Source organism: Neobacillus solisequens (assembly GCF_051233465.1).
Classification (GTDB): domain Bacteria; phylum Bacillota; class Bacilli; order Bacillales; family Cytobacillaceae; genus Neobacillus.
Window position 1 is genome coordinate 63,816 of record NZ_JBKFGJ010000003.1, and the last position, 18,575, is coordinate 82,390.

At 37.6% G+C, this 18,575-nt stretch carries 16 protein-coding genes; 9 read left to right on the forward strand and 7 right to left on the reverse strand.

What is annotated here, in order from left to right; all coding sequences use genetic code 11:
* Nucleotides 1–21: 21 nt before the first annotated feature.
* On the reverse strand, nucleotides 22–420 hold the full coding sequence (locus tag ACI3K6_RS04525; protein WP_335476814.1) for a YhcU family protein: 399 nt from the start codon (nucleotides 418–420) through the stop codon (nucleotides 22–24).
* 110 nt (nucleotides 421–530) lie between these two features.
* On the opposite strand from ACI3K6_RS04525, the gene ACI3K6_RS04530 reads away from it, so the two are divergent.
* Entirely contained in the window at nucleotides 531–1,454 is a 924-nt protein-coding gene (locus ACI3K6_RS04530; RefSeq protein WP_335476813.1) for an RluA family pseudouridine synthase, read from the forward strand.
* A 42-nt stretch (nucleotides 1,455–1,496) separates the two neighbouring features.
* On the opposite strand, the gene ACI3K6_RS04535 is transcribed toward ACI3K6_RS04530, so the two are convergent.
* Nucleotides 1,497–1,751 (reverse strand): GlsB/YeaQ/YmgE family stress response membrane protein, encoded by a 255-nt coding sequence (locus ACI3K6_RS04535; RefSeq protein ID WP_335476812.1) that lies wholly within the window; start codon nucleotides 1,749–1,751, stop codon nucleotides 1,497–1,499.
* 339 nt (nucleotides 1,752–2,090) lie between these two features.
* On the opposite strand from ACI3K6_RS04535, the gene ACI3K6_RS04540 reads away from it, so the two are divergent.
* The 4 genes from ACI3K6_RS04540 to ACI3K6_RS04555 all read left to right on the forward strand — a co-directional run bounded on the left by ACI3K6_RS04540 (nucleotide 2,091) and on the right by ACI3K6_RS04555 (nucleotide 8,808).
* Nucleotides 2,091–2,708, forward strand: coding sequence for a DUF47 domain-containing protein (locus ACI3K6_RS04540; RefSeq protein ID WP_335476811.1), 618 nt, complete (start codon nucleotides 2,091–2,093; stop codon nucleotides 2,706–2,708).
* 11 nt (nucleotides 2,709–2,719) lie between these two features.
* A complete protein-coding gene (locus tag ACI3K6_RS04545; protein ID WP_435553916.1) occupies nucleotides 2,720–3,721 on the forward strand; it encodes an inorganic phosphate transporter in 1,002 nt (333 codons plus the stop codon).
* 148 nt (nucleotides 3,722–3,869) lie between these two features.
* Nucleotides 3,870–6,899 (forward strand): efflux RND transporter permease subunit, encoded by a 3,030-nt coding sequence (locus ACI3K6_RS04550; protein ID WP_435553917.1) that lies wholly within the window; start codon nucleotides 3,870–3,872, stop codon nucleotides 6,897–6,899.
* A 169-nt stretch (nucleotides 6,900–7,068) separates the two neighbouring features.
* The gene (locus tag ACI3K6_RS04555; RefSeq protein WP_435553918.1) at nucleotides 7,069–8,808 is read left to right on the forward strand and encodes a phospho-sugar mutase; all 1,740 of its coding nucleotides are present in this window, start codon (nucleotides 7,069–7,071) and stop codon (nucleotides 8,806–8,808) included.
* Nucleotides 8,809–8,916: 108 nt separating this feature from the next.
* Here the strand turns inward: ACI3K6_RS04555 and ACI3K6_RS04560 are convergent, their stop codons facing one another.
* Nucleotides 8,917–9,165: a YhdB family protein gene (locus ACI3K6_RS04560; RefSeq protein WP_435553919.1), complete on the reverse strand. Its 249-nt coding sequence runs from the start codon at nucleotides 9,163–9,165 to the stop codon at nucleotides 8,917–8,919.
* Between the two features lie 127 nt (nucleotides 9,166–9,292).
* Here ACI3K6_RS04560 and ACI3K6_RS04565 point away from each other — a divergent pair, with 127 nt between their 5' ends.
* The 3 genes from ACI3K6_RS04565 to ACI3K6_RS04575 all read left to right on the forward strand — a co-directional run bounded on the left by ACI3K6_RS04565 (nucleotide 9,293) and on the right by ACI3K6_RS04575 (nucleotide 12,771).
* On the forward strand, nucleotides 9,293–10,270 hold the full coding sequence (locus tag ACI3K6_RS04565; RefSeq protein WP_435553920.1) for a M14 family zinc carboxypeptidase: 978 nt from the start codon (nucleotides 9,293–9,295) through the stop codon (nucleotides 10,268–10,270).
* A 78-nt stretch (nucleotides 10,271–10,348) separates the two neighbouring features.
* The gene (locus tag ACI3K6_RS04570) at nucleotides 10,349–11,761 is read left to right on the forward strand and encodes a SpoVR family protein (RefSeq protein WP_335475650.1); all 1,413 of its coding nucleotides are present in this window, start codon (nucleotides 10,349–10,351) and stop codon (nucleotides 11,759–11,761) included.
* Nucleotides 11,762–12,402: 641 nt separating this feature from the next.
* On the forward strand, nucleotides 12,403–12,771 hold the full coding sequence (locus ACI3K6_RS04575) for a cytochrome-c oxidase (RefSeq protein ID WP_435553921.1): 369 nt from the start codon (nucleotides 12,403–12,405) through the stop codon (nucleotides 12,769–12,771).
* Nucleotides 12,772–12,824: 53 nt separating this feature from the next.
* Here the strand turns inward: ACI3K6_RS04575 and ACI3K6_RS04580 are convergent, their stop codons facing one another.
* From ACI3K6_RS04580 to alaP, 4 genes are all read right to left on the reverse strand, one after another.
* The gene (locus ACI3K6_RS04580; protein ID WP_435553922.1) at nucleotides 12,825–13,700 is read right to left on the reverse strand and encodes a TIGR03943 family putative permease subunit; all 876 of its coding nucleotides are present in this window, start codon (nucleotides 13,698–13,700) and stop codon (nucleotides 12,825–12,827) included.
* 14 nt (nucleotides 13,701–13,714) lie between these two features.
* Nucleotides 13,715–14,590, reverse strand: coding sequence for a permease (locus tag ACI3K6_RS04585; protein ID WP_335481331.1), 876 nt, complete (start codon nucleotides 14,588–14,590; stop codon nucleotides 13,715–13,717).
* A gap of 154 nt (nucleotides 14,591–14,744) precedes the next feature.
* The gene (locus ACI3K6_RS04590; protein ID WP_435554084.1) at nucleotides 14,745–15,551 is read right to left on the reverse strand and encodes a 5'-nucleotidase, lipoprotein e(P4) family; all 807 of its coding nucleotides are present in this window, start codon (nucleotides 15,549–15,551) and stop codon (nucleotides 14,745–14,747) included.
* A 100-nt stretch (nucleotides 15,552–15,651) separates the two neighbouring features.
* On the reverse strand, nucleotides 15,652–17,052 hold the full coding sequence (gene alaP, locus ACI3K6_RS04595) for an alanine permease AlaP (protein ID WP_435553923.1): 1,401 nt from the start codon (nucleotides 17,050–17,052) through the stop codon (nucleotides 15,652–15,654).
* Nucleotides 17,053–17,299: 247 nt separating this feature from the next.
* Between alaP and ACI3K6_RS04600 the strand changes: the two genes are divergently transcribed.
* Nucleotides 17,300–18,538: a PucR family transcriptional regulator gene (locus ACI3K6_RS04600; RefSeq protein ID WP_335481326.1), complete on the forward strand. Its 1,239-nt coding sequence runs from the start codon at nucleotides 17,300–17,302 to the stop codon at nucleotides 18,536–18,538.
* Nucleotides 18,539–18,575 lie beyond the last annotated feature (37 nt).

The window sequence follows — 18,575 nt, forward strand, 5'->3', positions numbered from 1 at the left end:
AGTTCATTGGCGAGTTTTTTATTAAATAATGAGTTCATTATCAGCCTTGGAATAAATACTCAACATTGAATTCCTTAAGTCTTTCGTAGTCATAAATTGCTCATAATCAAATGGAAAAAACATGCCAAACTCATTCAGGTTTGTTGCATTCCTATTGAAAATATCAGCATATTGTTCATCAAAACAAGGATATTCTAAAATAGAAATCATGGTTTGAATACAAGTCATGACTTGAAAAGCATCTTTTAATGTTCCAATTTCCTCGAAGTGCTTAGTAGAGGTATGCAACACCTTTAATTTCTCAAATTGATGAATTTCTTCATCGGTAAAATATCTGGGAAAAACATTAGAGTATATATACCTGACGAGCTCACAAATTTCTTCTTCCTGACTTGGAGTCGAGGCAAACACTATTTTCACTAATAACCCACCTTTTGACATTGCCTGTTTCTGTCGTATTATATATGTACAGAATAACATAAATATCGCGTATTTACTGTGGTAATTAGTGGATAGGTAAAGGAGCATATATGGTTAAATCAGCTCGAAAAGGAAATTGGTTACAAATAGAAGTTCCAAAGGAATGGGACGGGGCTTCCATGGACGTGGTATTTCGAAACATTTGGGAAGCGCCTAAAAAATTAATACACCGTTTTAGGATGGAGAAGAAGGTAAGCAGGAATGGCAGTGAAATCGATTGGAATGCTCCACTTCGTCAAGGGGAAAAACTGCAAATTCAGATGTTTGGAGCAGAGGAAATGAATCTTATTCCGGCTTTTGCTGAAATTGACATTCTCTTCGAAGATGATCATGTTTTAGTCTTAAATAAGCCACCATTTCAAAATACTCACCCTAATGACCCAAATCTGGAAACAGATTCACTCTTAAATGCCGCATACTACTATTTACAGTCCAATGGGGAGTTTAGCGGCATTCATCAAATACACCGCCTTGACCGAGATACGACCGGTGCCATTGTTTTTGCCAAGCATGCACTTGCTGGGGCGATTTTAAGTAAAATGTTAGAGAAGAGAGAAATAAAACGTACCTATCTTGCCAAGGTTCATGGTTTATTTTCACAAAAGACAGGCCGTATTGATCAACCGATTGGGCGTGACAGGCACCATGCCACAAGAAGAAGGGTATCACCGGCTGGACAAGCAGCTATTACCCATTTTCAAGTCATCAAGGAAGATCGCAACAAACATTTTTCATATGTGAAATGCTGGCTTGAGACAGGAAGAACTCATCAAATTAGGGTGCACTTATCACATATTGGACATCCGTTAATAGGTGATATTCTATATGGAGGTAAGCCAATCATCAAAAGACAAGCACTTCATGCAGTAAAATTAGAATTTAACCATCCATTCACAAAGGAAAAGGTTGTCTGTTATGCTCCTTTTAAGGATCAACCAGAGATTTTTGATCAACTTGACCTTTATTCTATATGAAAAGCCTCCCGATTAGGGAGGCTTTTTCCATCCACATTTATTTTAGCTGGCTTTTCGGAAAGCTCTCATGATAAAGCTTAAGAGAAGCACTAAAACAGCTGCGCCTATTATTGCTGGTACTATAGCGAAATCCGCCACATTTGGACCCCAATCTCCCAATACCAGTGTCCCTAGCCATGCACCAACGAAACCAGCGATGATATTACCAATGATGCCACCAGGCACATCTCTGCCTACGATCATGCCGGCTAACCAGCCAATTATACCTCCAACAATTAAAGACCATATAAAGCTCACTATAGAACACTCCTTTTCAGTATTCATTTCTTCACTTAATTCTTTTTTAAGCGTCTGAGCTGCCAAGGCAGAGTCATTTACCTGCCCGTACCTTTAAAATACCCCAAAACGAACTTTATACTCATAAAAGAATAATTACTGGGTAATTCAATTCTTTTACATAAATAAAAAATGGAAAGGAAACAGTAAAAAAACAACTACGATAGAAATATTTTTTGAAAATTCTAATGTTAAGTTTTTGTAAATTTAACGTTGATTTTTTCTTTTTTAGGTATTTTTCAGTTAAAATAATCTTCGTTAGTGCATTAGACCTGTTACGAAAAAATGGAGGAATTTTAAATGGCTTTCAAAAAAAATGACAAATTTTCTATGTTACTTAGCAATATTTCTTCTAATTTAAAGGAAGGTGCTACCTTCTTCACTGAATATAAATTGAACAATGTCAGTGACTTAAAAATTTTCTCAGAAAAAATGAAGGAATATGAAACAACAGGAGATTCCTTTGTTCACGAAGTCATTAAAGACTTAAATGATGCATTTATTACCCCGATTGAACGTGAAGATATTTTGCACCTTGCTATGAGTATGGACGATGTTTTAGATGGTCTTGAAGCAACTTCCGCATTATTTGAGATGTATTCGATCACGCAAGCAGACCATTTCATGCTGCAATTTGTGGAAGCTATCCAAGCAAGTGTTGTCGAAATTGACTTAGCAGTAGAATTAATGTCCAATAAAAAACTGCAGCAAATCCGGGAACACGCCATCAAAATAAAAGACTATGAATCAAAATGTGATAATATATTACGTCAATCCATTAAAAATTTATTTAATGTAGAAAAAGACCCGATTCGGATTATTCAATACAAAGAAATTTATGAGAACCTAGAGGATATTGCAGACTTCTGTCAAACAGTTGCAAATACTCTTGAAACCATTATCATGAAAAATGCCTAAGGAGCAAACTAATGAGTCTCATTTTTATACTTACCATATTAATTGTCATCGGTGCCCTTGCATTTGACTTTATTAACGGATTTCATGATACGGCCAATGCCATTGCCACTTCAGTATCAACGAAAGCATTGAAACCGCGTCAAGCTATTTTGATGGCAGCGATCATGAACTTTGTTGGGGCAATGACGTTTACCGGAGTTGCCAAAACAGTATCAAAGGATATAGTCGATCCATTCACCCTTCATAATGGCTCAGTCGTGATTTTGGCTGCTTTATTATCAGCAATATTTTGGAATTTACTTACTTGGTATTTTGGAATTCCAAGTAGCTCATCACATGCCATTATCGGGTCAATTGCCGGTGCTGCCATTGCCGCAGAAGGTTTTCATGCGCTAAACTATGGTGGTTTTATTAAAATTATTGAAGCACTTATTCTTTCACCAATTTTAGCTTTTGTTGTAGGTTATATTGTTTATAGTATTTTTAAGGTTGTATTTAAAAACTTCAATTTAACAAAAACAAATCGAAATTTCCGATATATTCAAATTGCAACCGCAGCCTTGCAATCTTATTCACATGGTACAAATGATGCACAGAAATCGATGGGGATTATTACAATGGCTTTGATTGCCAATAAGTATCTTCCGCATAATGCAGACGTACCGTTTTGGGTTCAAGCATCCTGTGCGATTGCAATGGGTATTGGTACATCAATTGGTGGGTGGAAGATTATTAAAACTGTCGGCGGAAAAATTATGAAAATCCGTCCCATTAACGGAGTTGCCGCTGATATAACTGGTGCATCCATTATCTTTGGAGCAACGTTTATTCATTTGCCAGTCAGTACGACTCACGTTATCTCATCAGGAATTCTCGGTGTAGGTGCTTCCCACCGCTTAAAAGGCGTTAAATGGGATACGGCTCAGCGCATGTTGATTACCTGGGTAATAACGCTACCAATTACCGCCATATTTGCAGCCCTCGTTTATTTGATTTTAAATTTAATCTTTTAATACCTAACCAGGGGTTATCCCTGGTTTTTTTTATTCAAAAATTGTAGTTTTTTGTAAAAAACTTAATTTTCAATAAATTACCATTTTTTGATACTTCTATGGTACTATTCTTTTGGTTGTAGGAAAAAGTAACCAGAGGAGGATGAATATGTCACGTATAACAAAATGGGCCTTAGGAAATAGGGCAGCCATAAGTTTAATGACAGTCCTGGTTTTGTTGATGGGCATTGTCAGTTATTTTACGTTACCAATGGAATTTTTGCCATCGGCAGACAATCCACAGGTAAGCGTGGTGGTGATGGGTCAGGGAACGGACTCAAAAACAATGGAAACAGAAGTAACAAAACCAATCGAGACAGCTGTTGCGGGGGTAAAAGGCAAAAAGAATATTTTTTCAACAACTGGTGATGGGTACTCAAAAATAGATATCAATTTTGATTCTAAAACTGATATGAAAGAGGCCAAGCAAGAAGTCCAGGAATCCATTAGTACCCTTTCATTACCAACAAATGTCTCTAAACCAACGATTGTTCAATTAAACACCTCCATGATCCCAATTGCAGATGTAGCAGTAACCTTTAAAGATGGTCTAACTCCAGAGAATTTAAAACTTGCACAAGAAAAAATAATTCCACATTTTAAAGACATAAAAGGGATTGCTTCCATTCAATCATATGGAATGTCCAGTTCATACGTCTCAGTAAAAGTTGATAATGAGCTATTGGCTCAAAAACAGGTTCCTTTGCAGAATGTAATGACTGTATTGCAAGGGCAAAATAATGCGGTGGCAGTAGGCGAAAAAACAATTCAAGGAAAAGATAGTAATATTAAAGTAATTGGCAATATTGATCGTCTAGATAAGATTAAAAATTTGAATGTTATACCGGGCGTAAGTCTGAAGGATATTGCTAAAATTGAGGTACATAAACCGGAAGATACATTAACTCGGGTTGACGGATCGGATGGATTAATCTTAATTGTTACAAAGGATAGCCAGTCTAATGCCGTCACCATTAGCAAAGCACTTCGAAAAGCAACAAAAGAGTTAAACAAGAAATATAATCAAACCGAAACAAGCGTAATCTTTGCCACAGCAGATATGGTCGAAAAATCAGTATCCTCAATGATGAAGGAAGTACTAGTAGGCGCATTGTTTGCTACCATCGTCATCATGTTATTTTTACGGAACATTCGCTCAACATTTATTACGATTGTCTCTATCCCATTATCACTGGCGTTCACGTTGTTCTTATTGGCGCGATCCGGTGTAACATTAAATATTTTAACATTGGGAGGAGTTGCAGTCGCTGTTGGACGTTTAGTGGATGATAGTATTGTAGTAATTGAAAACATTTTTCGAAAAATGCAAAATGAAAAGTTTTCTGTACAATTGATCATTGACGCAACAAAGGAAGTATCTTCGGCAATCACTGCCTCTACACTAACAACAGTTGCAGTATTTTTACCAATTGGTCTCGTTAATGGCGGTCTTCAGGATTTCTTGATGCCTTTTGCCTTAACGTTGACTTATTCTTTACTTTCGTCCTTAATTGTTGCTCTAACTGTCGTTCCGTTAATGAGTTCTGGCTTATTGAGAAAAGCTAAACTCAAAGAACATCAACCATCCATTCGTTTTATGAAATTTGTAACTTGGTCACTCAATCATAAATGGGTTGTGTTAACTTTATCATTATTATTATTCGTTGGGTCCATCGGTGTGTATTTTAAAATGCCAAAAGGAACAGTCGATAATTCGTCGGCTGAGTTTGTAGCGGTAGAGCTGAACTATCCGAATAACACTCCAATTGAAAAAGTAAAAGAAGGAACTTTGGAGCTTGAAAAATTTATCTTAGAGCAAAAAGAGGTTAAAACAGAATTTACCTTGCTCGGTAATAATGCAGATGCCGCGAAATTTGGGGAAGTGGGATCTCCTACAAAAGCAACGATGAATATTATTCTAAAGAATAAAAAAGATACTGATAAAGTGATCAGAAAAATGAATGCGAAAAAGAATGAATTCTCTAATGCTACTCTAACTGCTGGTGCCGCATCACTTACTAGCACAGGTTCCCCGCAAATTACAATTGATGTAGTTGGAGACCAAATAAAGGACTTAGAAAAAGCTTCTCAAAAAATCAAAGAATCGATTAAAGGCATTAAGGGTATTGAAAAAATCGCAACAAATGAAGAAGACAAAAAGACTGTTTATTCATTAGAGGTTGATCCTGCAAAAGGAAATACTGTTCAATTATCACAGCAGCTTTCCGTTATGCTGAATAAAACGCCAATAGGTACAATGAATCTAGATGACCAGCAAAGCATGGTTTATTTGGAGCCGGTATTAGACCCTAAATCACCGGAAGACTTGAAAAATATCCCGATCATGACTGCAACAGGGATGGTGCCTATTTCTAATATGGCGAGCTTACATGTCGAAGAAAAACCGTCCAACCAGTTTCATAAGGATGGAGACCCATATATCCGGATTATTGCTACAGTAGATGCAAAAAAACTATCCGATATTTCTTCTGAAATAAACAAAAAGATATTTGGAGATAAAAAGGACAATAAAGGGTTGAAGCTCTCTGATGGAGTTGAGGTACTGGTTGGAGGGGCAAGTGCGCAACAGGCGGACGATTTTACAGATTTATTCATCACTATGGGCGTGTCAATCGGAATCGTTTTCTTAATCATGGTTATAACCTTTAAAACGATTCGTGCGCCGATTTCTATCATGTTTTCATTGCCTTTGGCAGCAGTCGGAGCGATCCTTGGTTTATTAATTAGCAGAATAACCGTTGATATTACAGCTCTTCTTGGTGCATTAATGCTGATTGGAATAGTTGTAACAAACGCAATTGTTCTATTAGACAGGGTGAAACAAAACGAGAAGACCATGATAATCAGAGATGCGCTGGTTGAAGCAGCAGCCATCCGGATGAGGCCGATTCTTATGACAGCCGTGGCGACCATTTCTGCCATGACTCCACTATTATTTAAGAAGGCTGAAACTGGTAACCTTGTGTCACAAAGTCTTGCCATTGTCGTCATTGGTGGTTTGTCCATTGCAACATTATTGACGCTTGTCGTCATTCCGGTTGTATATGAATTATTTCATTTTAAAAAGTCAAAAAAACAAAGGATGAGGAAAGACCAAACTACCCATTTGTCCGTTTAATGTATTAGTGCTTTAGTCATGAAAATATCTTGCACATGAATTTATTAAAAATCATGTGCATTTTTTTCTGGTTTTTACTCTTAAAAATTTCCCATTTGCGGTAATATAATAGTTGAATTGAATCATTAGAAATAATATTAAATATGAGAAAACTTGGAGGGGAACAAATTTGGATTGGAAAGAAACAGCAGAGAGTTGGATTCGATTTTCAGAATTAGATGGAGAATTAAAAGCTCTTTTAGAAAAGATGAAACATGATGATAAGAACTTGGAAGAAGCGTTTTATAAAAATTTAGAGTTTGGTACCGGAGGAATGCGTGGAGAAATCGGTGTAGGCACGAACCGTATGAACATTTATACCGTCCGAAAAGCTTCAGCTGGTTTAGCCTCATACATAGAAGACCATGGGGAAGAAGCGAAAAAACGCGGAGTGGTTATTGCGTTTGACTCCCGTCATAAATCTCCGGAATTTTCCATGGAAGCAGCCAAAACTTTGGCAACAAGAGGCATACAAACATATGTATTTGACGAGCTTAGACCAACACCGGAATTATCATTTGCTTTAAGACATTTACATGCATTTTCTGGAATTGTGGTTACAGCTAGTCATAATCCTCCTGAATATAATGGTTACAAGGTATACGGTTCAGATGGGGGACAGCTGCCTCCTAAAGAAGCCGATTTAGTGATTGAGAAGGTTAATTCTTTTAAGAATGAATTATTGATTGAAGTAGAAAGTGAAGAAGCTTTACGTGCCAAGGGATTAATCAAGACGATCGGCTCTGAAATTGATCAAGAATATATTGAAAAATTAAAAACAGTATCTGAAAATCCGAACCTTGCCAAGGAAACAGATTTAAAGGTTGTGTTTACACCCTTACATGGAACCGCAAACAAGCCGTTAAGAGCTGCTTTTGCTGCATTAGGATATGACAATGTTACTGTAGTTAAAGAACAAGAAAGGCCGGATCCTGAGTTTTCAACAGTGAAAAGTCCGAATCCAGAAGAGCACGCAGCGTTTGAATTAGCCATCCGTGACGGTAAACAAGTGGGAGCTGACCTTTTAATTGCGACAGATCCTGATGCTGACCGTTTAGGCATAGCTGTTCTAAATCCTGAGGGAGAATATGTCGTGCTAACAGGTAATCAAACTGGTGCTTTACTGCTCGACTACATTCTTTCTCAGAAAAAGAAAAAAGGCACCTTGCCACAAAATGGAGCTGTATGTAAAACGATTGTAACATCTGAATTAGGGCGGAAAATCGCTACTGCATTCGAATTGGAAACCGTTGATGTATTAACTGGATTTAAGTTTATCGCTGAAAAAATTAAACAATATGAAGAAACGAGCAGCCAGACGTTCTTATTTGGATATGAAGAATCCTACGGCTATTTAATCAAGGATTTTGCTAGAGATAAAGATGCTCTCCAAGCTGCTCTATTGGCAACAGAGGTTTGTGCTTTCTATAAGCAGCAGGGAATGTCGCTTTATGAAGGGTTGATGCAAGTATTTGAAAAATACGGCTTTTACCAAGAAGGGCTCCGCTCTTTAACGCTAAAAGGAAAAGAGGGAGCAGAATTGATTCAGCGCCTCTTGACTTCATTCCGAAATGATTCACTGGAAAAGCTGGGGACATTAAACACAGCCATTGCTGAAGATTACTTGACCAGTATTCGTAAAACAGCAAATAGCGAAGAAAAAATTGATCTACCCAAATCCAATGTTTTAAAATATATCTTCGAAGACGGAACTTGGGTATGTCTAAGACCATCAGGTACGGAACCAAAAGTTAAATTTTACTTTGGCGTTAACAGTAATAGTCTTGAGAATAGTAAAAATAAGCTGCAGGAAATTGAAAAGGATTTTATGGATCTCGTAGAGCGAAAATTACAAGAGGTTCAACAATAAGGAACATAGAAACACACGGCTTTATTCAAGCCGTGTGTTTTTTTGGTGGAATTCTATAGGCCCGGTTGTTAAAAAGTGCCACAGCAATTTTGGTATTCACTTGTCAGTTTAGGAAAGACTATACATCGGTAACTCATCGGTGTCTATGTTTTCGTTAGCATGGTCAATGTAACGAAGTAGGCTGTAAAGTTTCTTTTCGATAACAGAATAGTCGCGTTCAAAATTATAAGCATGCAGGAAATGCTCAATTTTTTTTGATAAAAAATGGTCTGATGTTCGAACCATTAATATTAGCAAATTATCCCATTCTGATCGGTGTGTATAGTACAACGCACGATCATAATCCCATTTGTTCATTTAATCTCTCCTCCTTATTAGGAGTTGTGATTATTGTATGACATTCTCGAAAGAACTTTCACAGAAAATGTTGTCACCCACTTGTTAAGCGGTTTTCAACTTTTACCTGTATATTTTGGAGGAATTTATGATTAGACCATTTGTTTTATTACTGATTTTTACTTTATTTTCAACAGAAGTAGCAGAAGCTAACATAGTCAAAGTCAATAAGCCTTATACATTTGATGTAATGGAACGAGACCTTGCGAAAATAAAGGGTAAATACAATATTGAGGTAAAATCAATAGGTTCTAGTCATTTTGGAAGGGAAATTTGGGCAGCCAAACTGGGAGAAGGGAAGAAACAAATTGTATGTATCGGTGCTCATCACGGGCGAGAATGGCTGACCAGTATGATCTTAATGAAAATGCTGGAAACATATGCCTCTGCCTATAGTAAAGGAGATAAGGTCGGATCGGTCTCTACAGATATTCTTGATGAAGTATCAATTTGGTTTATTCCCATGCTTAATCCTGATGGTGTAACGATTCAACAGAATAGGTTAAGCGAATTTCCAATAGCTCATCAAAGAAGGTTACAAGTAATGAATGACGGATTAAGACGTTTTAACAGGTGGAAAGCTAATGGAACCGGAATAGATTTAAATAGGCAATACCCTGCTGGTTGGAAGCAGTTAGACGCAGGTCCATCCCATCCGTACTACCAGTACTATAAGGGGATCAAACCACTAGAAGCCAACGAAGTAAAGGCTTTAACAAATTTTATAAAGGAAATAAATCCATCTATTGCCGTTGCCTATCATACAGCAGGAAGAGAAATCTTTTGGCATTACCATAATGGAAGACAAACTTTCCGCGATTATTTCATTGCTAGAAGAATTTCCAGGATCACGGGTTATAAATTGTCTAAACCTAATTATGAAGCAGTCGGAGGCGGATTTACTGATTGGTTTATCACCAAGTACCATAGACCAGCCATGACCATTGAATTAAGCTATTTAGTCGGAGAGACAAGTCCTCCCTTATCGGTGTTTTTATCAGAATGGAAACGTAATAAATTAGTCGGTTTAACCCTAGCAGAAGAGGCAAGAAAACTTTCGCCTTAAGAAGTTTCCTATCATCTTGTTTCATCATTCCTGAATTTTCCTCATACATTGTGTTAAGAGGAAAAGGGGGAATGGCTGATGAATGGGGAAGACCAAAAAGCTCTTGATTACGCTATCAAAGAGATTACTGAAATTGCTACCGGCTTTGGCCTCGATTTTTATCCAATGCGTTATGAAATTTGTCCTGCAGAAATTATTTATACCTTTGGAGCCTATGGTATGCCAACCAGGTTTTCACACTGGAGCTTTGGAAAGCAATTCCACAAAATGAAACTTCACTATGATTTGGGACTTAGCAAAATTTACGAATTAGTTATTAACTCAAATCCATGCTATGCCTTTTTATTGGACTCTAACACCTTAATCCAAAACAAACTTATAGTCGCCCATGTATTAGCCCACTGTGATTTTTTCAAAAACAATGTTCGTTTCCAAAATACGAAACGTGATATGGTGGAAAGCATGTCAGCGACAGCAGAACGAATTCATCAATATGAAATCCAGTATGGGAAAAAGGAAGTGGAACGATTCCTAGATGCGGTATTATCCATAGATGAGCATATCGATCCTTCCTTGATGAGACCCAAATTAACATGGTCCCTGGAGGATGAAGAAGAAGAGAATGAGAATCCGCGTTCAGCTACACCATATGATGATCTTTGGAAGCTAGATGATAAAGATAAGAAAGACAAAAAGCCGGCAAAAAGAAAGAAATTTCCGCCTCGGCCAGAAAAGGACATATTATTATTTATTGAATCGTACAGCAGAGAGCTGGAAGATTGGCAACGCGATATATTAACGATGATGCGTGAGGAAATGCTTTATTTTTGGCCACAGCTTGAGACTAAAATCATGAACGAAGGCTGGGCGTCATTCTGGCATCAAAGAATCTTACGTGAAATGAATTTAACAAGCGGAGAGGCTATTGAATTTGCAAAATTAAACGCCGGTGTGGTGCAGCCTTCTAAGACCGGAATTAATCCCTATTACCTTGGTCTGAAAATACTGGAAGATATAGAAGAACGTTATAATAATCCTACGGAGGAAATGAAAAGGCGCGGAGTGAAACCTAATTCTGGACGGGAGAAACTTTTCGAAGTACGAGAAATCGAATCCGATATCTCATTTCTGCGCAATTATTTAACCAAGGATTTAGTCATGCGTGAGGATATGTATTTATTCCAAAAGCAAGGCCGGGATTACAAGGTCGTGGATAAGCAATGGGAGCACATACGTGATCAATTGGTCAACATGCGTGTCAATGGTGGATTCCCTTACATTACCGTCAATGATGGTGACTATATGAAGAATGGAGAATTATATTTAAAACATTGGTTTGAAGGCGTTGAACTGGATGTGAAATACCTGGAAAAAGTACTGCCATATATACATCAGTTATGGGGCAGACCCGTTCACATGGAAACAGTCATTGAGGAAAGGAATATGCTCTACTCATACGATGGTAAGGCAGTTCATCGTAAATATTTATAAGATAGAAAAGGCTATCCCCCCTTGCGCGGATAGCCCTTTTATTTTCTGATTTCTCTAAGATAAGGTTTAACTACTAGTTGGAGGCCGGAACTGTAGGATCTGTCTATCATGATGTGTATGAAGGACAAATTGTGGCCGGAGCTGGAGGAAAAGTCTTTCATGAGATGTATGAAGGACAAATTGGAGGCCGGAGCTGGAGGAACAGTCTTTCATGAGGTGTATGAAGGACAAATTGGAGGCCGGAGTTGGAGGAAAAGTCTTTCATGGGATATATGAAGGACAAATTGACTGCCGGGGCTAGGGGAACAGTCTTTCATGAGATGTATGAAGAACAAATTGGAGGCCCGGACTAGGGGAACAGTCTTTCATGAGATGTATGAAGGACAAATTGGAGGCCGGAGCTGGAGGAACAGTCTTTCATGAGGTGTATGAAGGACAAATTGGAGGCCGGAGCTGGAGGAACAATCTTTCATGAGATATATGTAGGATAGATTAGAAGCCGGAGTTGGTAGTAATATCTTCCATCTGACCATACCCCAAAAAACAGCTTTGTCCGTATTATTTCCTAGTTCTTTTTTATTAAATTCCTACATATTTACTACTACAGTCACTATTTTTTTATCTAAAAAAGGGGGACGAATATGGGAGTCAAGTTTATTAAGATCTCGGTATGTTACTTCGTAATTGGGGTCTGTTTAGGTATGTACATGTCGATGACGGAAAAATTTTCGTTTTCACCTGTTCATGTGCATATTAATCTGCTTGGCTGGACAGCTATGACTCTTGCGGGACTTATTTATGTCGTCTTCCCAAGTGCGGGGAAAACCACCTTGGCAAAGGTTCACTTTTGGCTCCATAATATCGCATTGCCCATTATGATGATTGGCTTGGCTTTTTTAGTGTCAGGAGTAGACTCAGCAGGACCTGCAGTAGCGGCTGGAGGAACTTTAATGGTATTGGGGATTATCATCTTTGCGATTAATATTCTAAAGAATATCAAAAGTAATTAGTCCTTATTCAACCTTTTTGAAATGAAAGAAGACACCTTGGCGGGTGTCTTCCTTTAATTTAAGCTATTTCGATAAACATAAGGATCCTTCGGTTTACTGATGGTTTTATAACTGGATACTTTTAGAACTGGAATTCGTGTCTTCATCGGTTCGTAATACACTGTATCTAAAGTACCTGTGACCTGATACCACTGATCATTTGGGATCTTTATATCATTTGGAAACTGTATCATCATTCCAAATGCTCCAGAATCAGCCACGCAATGAATAATCCCGAAACGGAGTAAGAAAAGCTGGTTGCCGTTTAATTTAGGTCCGTTATAAGAAAAACCGTTCATCGTAATCTTTTTACCGACGAATTCCCCAGAATAATTATAAATAACTTCCAACCCAACTAAATAATCTTGATCCGTTAAAGTAATATGATCTTTTGGTTTATAGGACTTCGATTCCTTGCTGACTAAATCTAAAAAGGCATCCTTCCCAAGGAATGGACTCATATCCGGATTCAATACCTGGTGCATCCCATATTGATCGTTTCCGTCTTCTAAAGTAGGAAATTGAAATCCTTTTGCGTCCACTAATTTTGAATCAAGGGTAGCAACTGGCAATAGAACACCTGTAAGGGCAGGAATTAACACAAACGTGTATGCGATAAAGTTTTTAACCTTTTTACTTTTGGGTTCCTTTTTTTTAGGATGCTCATGATGGTGCTCGGAGTCACATTGACAATGGAGGGGGTCTTCTTGCTTACTTTTGTCCGAACGGTACCACCTTATTGCCTCAGCCAAAGTAAGCAAGAATAACACGACAACCATGCTTTTAGAAAGAAAGGCATACTTCATATTAATATATTTAGAAATGTTCCCTGTCAGATGCAGCGAGAAAAATAAGTTGGTAAACAATAATAAAATAATCACACGAAACACGAATCATTCCTCCTTTACAAAAGAAGTGAACCAATGAATACAAATAAGGTAATTAAAGAAACTAATATGATGATAAGTCGTTTTTGGAAATATCCAGTCATCATTAGAACATTTTTTATATCTAACATAGCACCAAATACTAGGAAGGCTACAATAGAACTTTGTGCTTGAGCGAAACTATTCCGAAATGAAGAGGCTACAAAAGCATCTGCTTCCGAACAAATAGACAGAATAAAGGCCAAGGCCATCATAACAAGAGTAGCTGTTACCTTCGTATTACCCAAAGTAAGTAAAATTTTTGTTGGTACATACACTTGCATAGCGGAAGCAATTAATGCACCCATGACCAAGAATTTTCCAACACTTAAGAATTCATCAATGGTGTGATTGATAACACTAAATAGTTTTTGTATTTTATTTTGGTTGGAATGGTCGTGAACATGAACTTCAATATTTTCCTTAAGCGGGTTCTCTTTAATGACAAAAGATAAAACAATCCCAACTAAAATGGAAACACCTAAAGCTAATCCAGCCCGGCTAAAAACCATTTTCCAACTTTCACCAAAAGCAATGTAGGTGGCAAAAAGTACGATTGGATTGATTATGGGTGCTGCAAGCATAAAGGAAATCGCGGCATATGGAGCTACACCTTTTTTGATTAACCTCGCCGCAATGGGAACGATCCCGCATTCACAACCAGGGAATAAAACCCCAATCAAACTAGCCGTAATAACAGATAGGAATCTATTTTTAGGCATCAGTCGAAGAATCACGTTTTCAGAGACAAATACTTCAATCAATGCAGAGACAAAAGCTCCAATTACAATAAAAGGGATAGCTTCTATCACTATACTGATAAATATGGTATTTAGTTGCAGTAATCTATCCATGAGCTTTCCTCCTTTACAAAGTACATAAAAATGACTTTGGTAGTTTAAACTCAAAAACTCATGGAATCTACTATACTCTTCTATTAATATTAAGTCCAACGAAAAATATGGTATATTGGACAAAAAAATAACCGCTCACTAAGAGCGGCTGTAATCAGTCTGGTTGATAAATAATCAGGTTATTTTTCCTAAGCTTTGATAATTCCTCTAAGGATGAATTTATTTTGTTTCGATAGATGGCAGTTTCCCAATCTCCATACATTGGGTTAGGGAAGACAATCAGTTTTCTGCCGAACTCTTCCCTATGCTGATCCACGGCTCGAACTCTTCCGTTTGCATCCAGATGATCAAAACCACTGAAATCTCCGAGGTTATCACCAAACAATAAGACAATATCATGATTTTGTGACACCTGTCTTCGACGATTTTCTTTGCTTGGTTCATTTTTTCTCATCAGTAAAATATGATCACTTATAGCTTGTGGCGCACCGATTGCCTGTAAATTTTTAATCGTCGCATCTTTTTGAGATTCAAAGCGATTTGAAATATAGTAAATAGCAATCCCTTTTGAATCTGCATAATGTAAGAAGTCGAGTGCTCCAGGGAGCGGTTTTGACTTTGCACGATTGAACCAATCCGTCCAATCAAGCGGATTTCCTTGTCCTGACACAATAAACTGTGCTTGATAGGAACTGTTATCCAGAATTGTTTCATCGATATCCAAAACAATGGCTGGTTTCAATCTTTGATCCCATTGCTTTTTGGCGAGGATTTCATCCAATCTCATTTTGCCAAGATTATACCCTTGATAATATAAGGCTTTAGCTTCACCAGATCGTTGAAACCAAAGAACAGACATTGTATTTTGGTCATATATTGTTTGGGCTTGGCCTTGGAGGGGGGAATAAGAAAATAGTAGTACACCAACGGCTAGTAATGCTATCCATTTCTTCATCAATATTACCTCCTTTAAGTAACAATGTTAGTATGTGAAAAAATGGATGTTTTAACCGGTTTCCTCTTTTTGGGGCAAAAAAAGAAGCTCAATAATGAGCTTCCAATTAAACAGCTTGACTGCTATCTTCAGTTTCAGTAGGAACTCGTTTATGAAACCCTTTGGCATAGTAAAATACAGTTAAGAAAATGAGCCAAAGAGGACCGATAAATAGGGCAATTCGGGTATCCGCATCATAAGCCATTAAACCGATGACCAGCGCCAAAAATGCGAGAGCAACATAAGAGCTGATTGGGAATAATGGTACCTTATATTTTAGTTGCTTTATTTCATCAGGCCTTAAAGTCTTTCGGTAACGAATCTGTGACAGCAAGATGATCCCCCAGGTCCAAATTGCCCCAAATGTGGCAATACTGGTTACCCAAGTGAACACCTTTGCAGGGACCACATAGTTCAATACAACCCCGATCAATAATGCAGCGGCTGACGCTAATACGGCCATGCCTGGAACACCATTTCGAGTTACTTTTCCGAAACGTTTTGGAGCTTCGCCATGCTGTGCCAAGTTAAATAGCATGCGTGCTGTACTAAAAATTCCGCTATTGCAGGAGGAAAGTGCTGCAGTTAGCACAACAAAGTTTATGATTCCTGCGGCACCTCTAATCCCGATTTGTTCAAATGTGAGAACAAATGGGCTGCCTTTTGTCCCAATTTCCTGCCATGGATATATGGACATAATCACAAACAACGCGCCGACATAAAAAATTAGGATCCGCCAAAAAACGGAATCAATCGCTCTGGCCAAGGATTTTTCCGGATTTTTAACTTCGCCGGCTGTTACACCGATCATTTCGATTCCTAAATAGGCAAACATAACCATTTGAAGGGAAAGAAGAACGCCTTTTATGCCATTTGGAAATAAACCTCCATGCTCCCATAGGTTAGAAATTCCTGTAGCAAGTCCACCGTTTCCGAACCCGAAGAAGATCATTGCTGCACCAACTGCAATCATCGCAAGAATAGTGACAATTTTAATAAGTGCAAACCAAAATTCCAATTCTCCGTATGCCTTAACAGCAATAATATTAACGGTTGCCATCATGACTAGCGCTGCTAAAGCCCATACCCAACGAGGCACTGTAGGAAACCAATACTCCATATAAATCCCAACAGCGGTAATTTCAGCCATACAAGTAACTACCCATAAGAACCAGTAGTTCCAACCTGTTATGTATCCGGCAAGCGGACCAAGATAATCACGTGCATAACTGCTAAAAGAGCCAGCGACCGGTTTTTGAATGGCCATTTCACCAAGTGCCCTCATGATAAAAAACATGATCATACCGCTAAACGCATAAGCAAGTAAAATCCCTGGGCCTGCTAGTTTAATAGCTGTAGCCGATCCTAGAAATAAGCCAACTCCAATTGCAGCTCCCAAAGACATTAAGGTAATATGTCTTTCTTCCAGCCCGCGGTGAAGTTCTTTTCCGTTGTTTCCGTTACTCATCCTCTGACCTCCTCATTTTTTTTTGATAGCACAATTATTTGAATAGTATAACCAAATTATTATTTATGTTATACTATTTGTCAATACTATCAAAATATAATTTTTTCAAAAATATTCGACAAAGCCATCTACTTTTTTATTTTATAGAAAAACATGAAATTTAGGCAAATTTTTTGTAAAATTAAACAAAGCACCGATAATTTTTCTCAAAATAACATTATTCTTATAGTAAAATGGAGGACATTATATGTCTTTTAACCAACATGACCCGTTTAAGATTTCATTTGATAGTTTAGATGAATTTGCCGATCTTATTAGTCAGGTGTTGACATGCCCGATAACGATTGAAGATGCAAATCACCGTCTCCTTGCTTACAGTACGCATGATGAACGAACTGATCCGGCCAGAATATCAACGATTATTGGAAGAAGAGTGCCAGAAAAGGTAATCAACCAGCTTTGGAAAGAAGGAACCATTCCAGCTCTTCTCAAAACAAGAGATCCGATTCGGGTGAAAACCATGAATGATATAGGACTTGGAAGCAGAGTAGCCATTTCAATTTGGAAGCATGAAGAAGTTTTAGGGTTTATCTGGGCCCTAGAAATTGATAAGACATTATCAGAAGTGGATTTTAAATTGTTAAAAAAGGCTGCTGATGCAGTCAAGAATAAACTCCTTCAGCTTCGCACCAGAAAAAGCAATAAAGATGAGCGGTTTCAAGAATTTTTCTGGAAGCTATTAACAGGACACCTAACATCAACCAATGAAATATTCGAGAATTTCCAAACGTTAAAAATTTCTCCCGCCGCTTCTTTTGCTATAGCTGTTTTTCAATTTCAACAGGAAATTGGCGGAAAAGATGAACAAAACATTATCTACTTGTTAAAAACAAATCAGCGCTTAAAAATAGTTCTTTATACGATTGATCATAATCAGTTAATCTTACTTGTTTCTGCTGACAACATTCAGTATCCATTACAAGAACTGCAACATTTTAGTGAGAACTTTATCTCTAAGTTAAATGATCGTTATGGAGTAAACGGGATCACACCCGTTTATAGCGGTGTTTATGAAGATTATCAAAAAATTCGAAAAGCGTATAAGGAAACACGATCTGTCTTAGCAATCAAAAATAAATTTCCAAATGAGACAAGGGAAATTAACAGCTATCATCAATTGGGAATATATCAGTATTTTGAACTTCTTCTTGAAAAAAGAAAAAATGGAGAATACGAAAATTATTCCTTAAAGAAACTGCATGACTATGACTTTAGGCATCAAAGCAATCTGGCCGAAACACTGGAGGTCTTTTTAAATAGCGACCAAAATATCCATGATGCTGCAAAAGAACTTAATGTTCACGCCAATACTTTAACTTATCGTTTGAAACGGATTGCCGAAATCGGTGATATCAATTTTAAGGATCCAAATCAAAAAATGAATTTATTTATTGATTTGAAGCTGGAGAAATATCAGGGGAATTGAACTTTTTGTGAAATTTCCCAAAAAGAAATTAAATCTT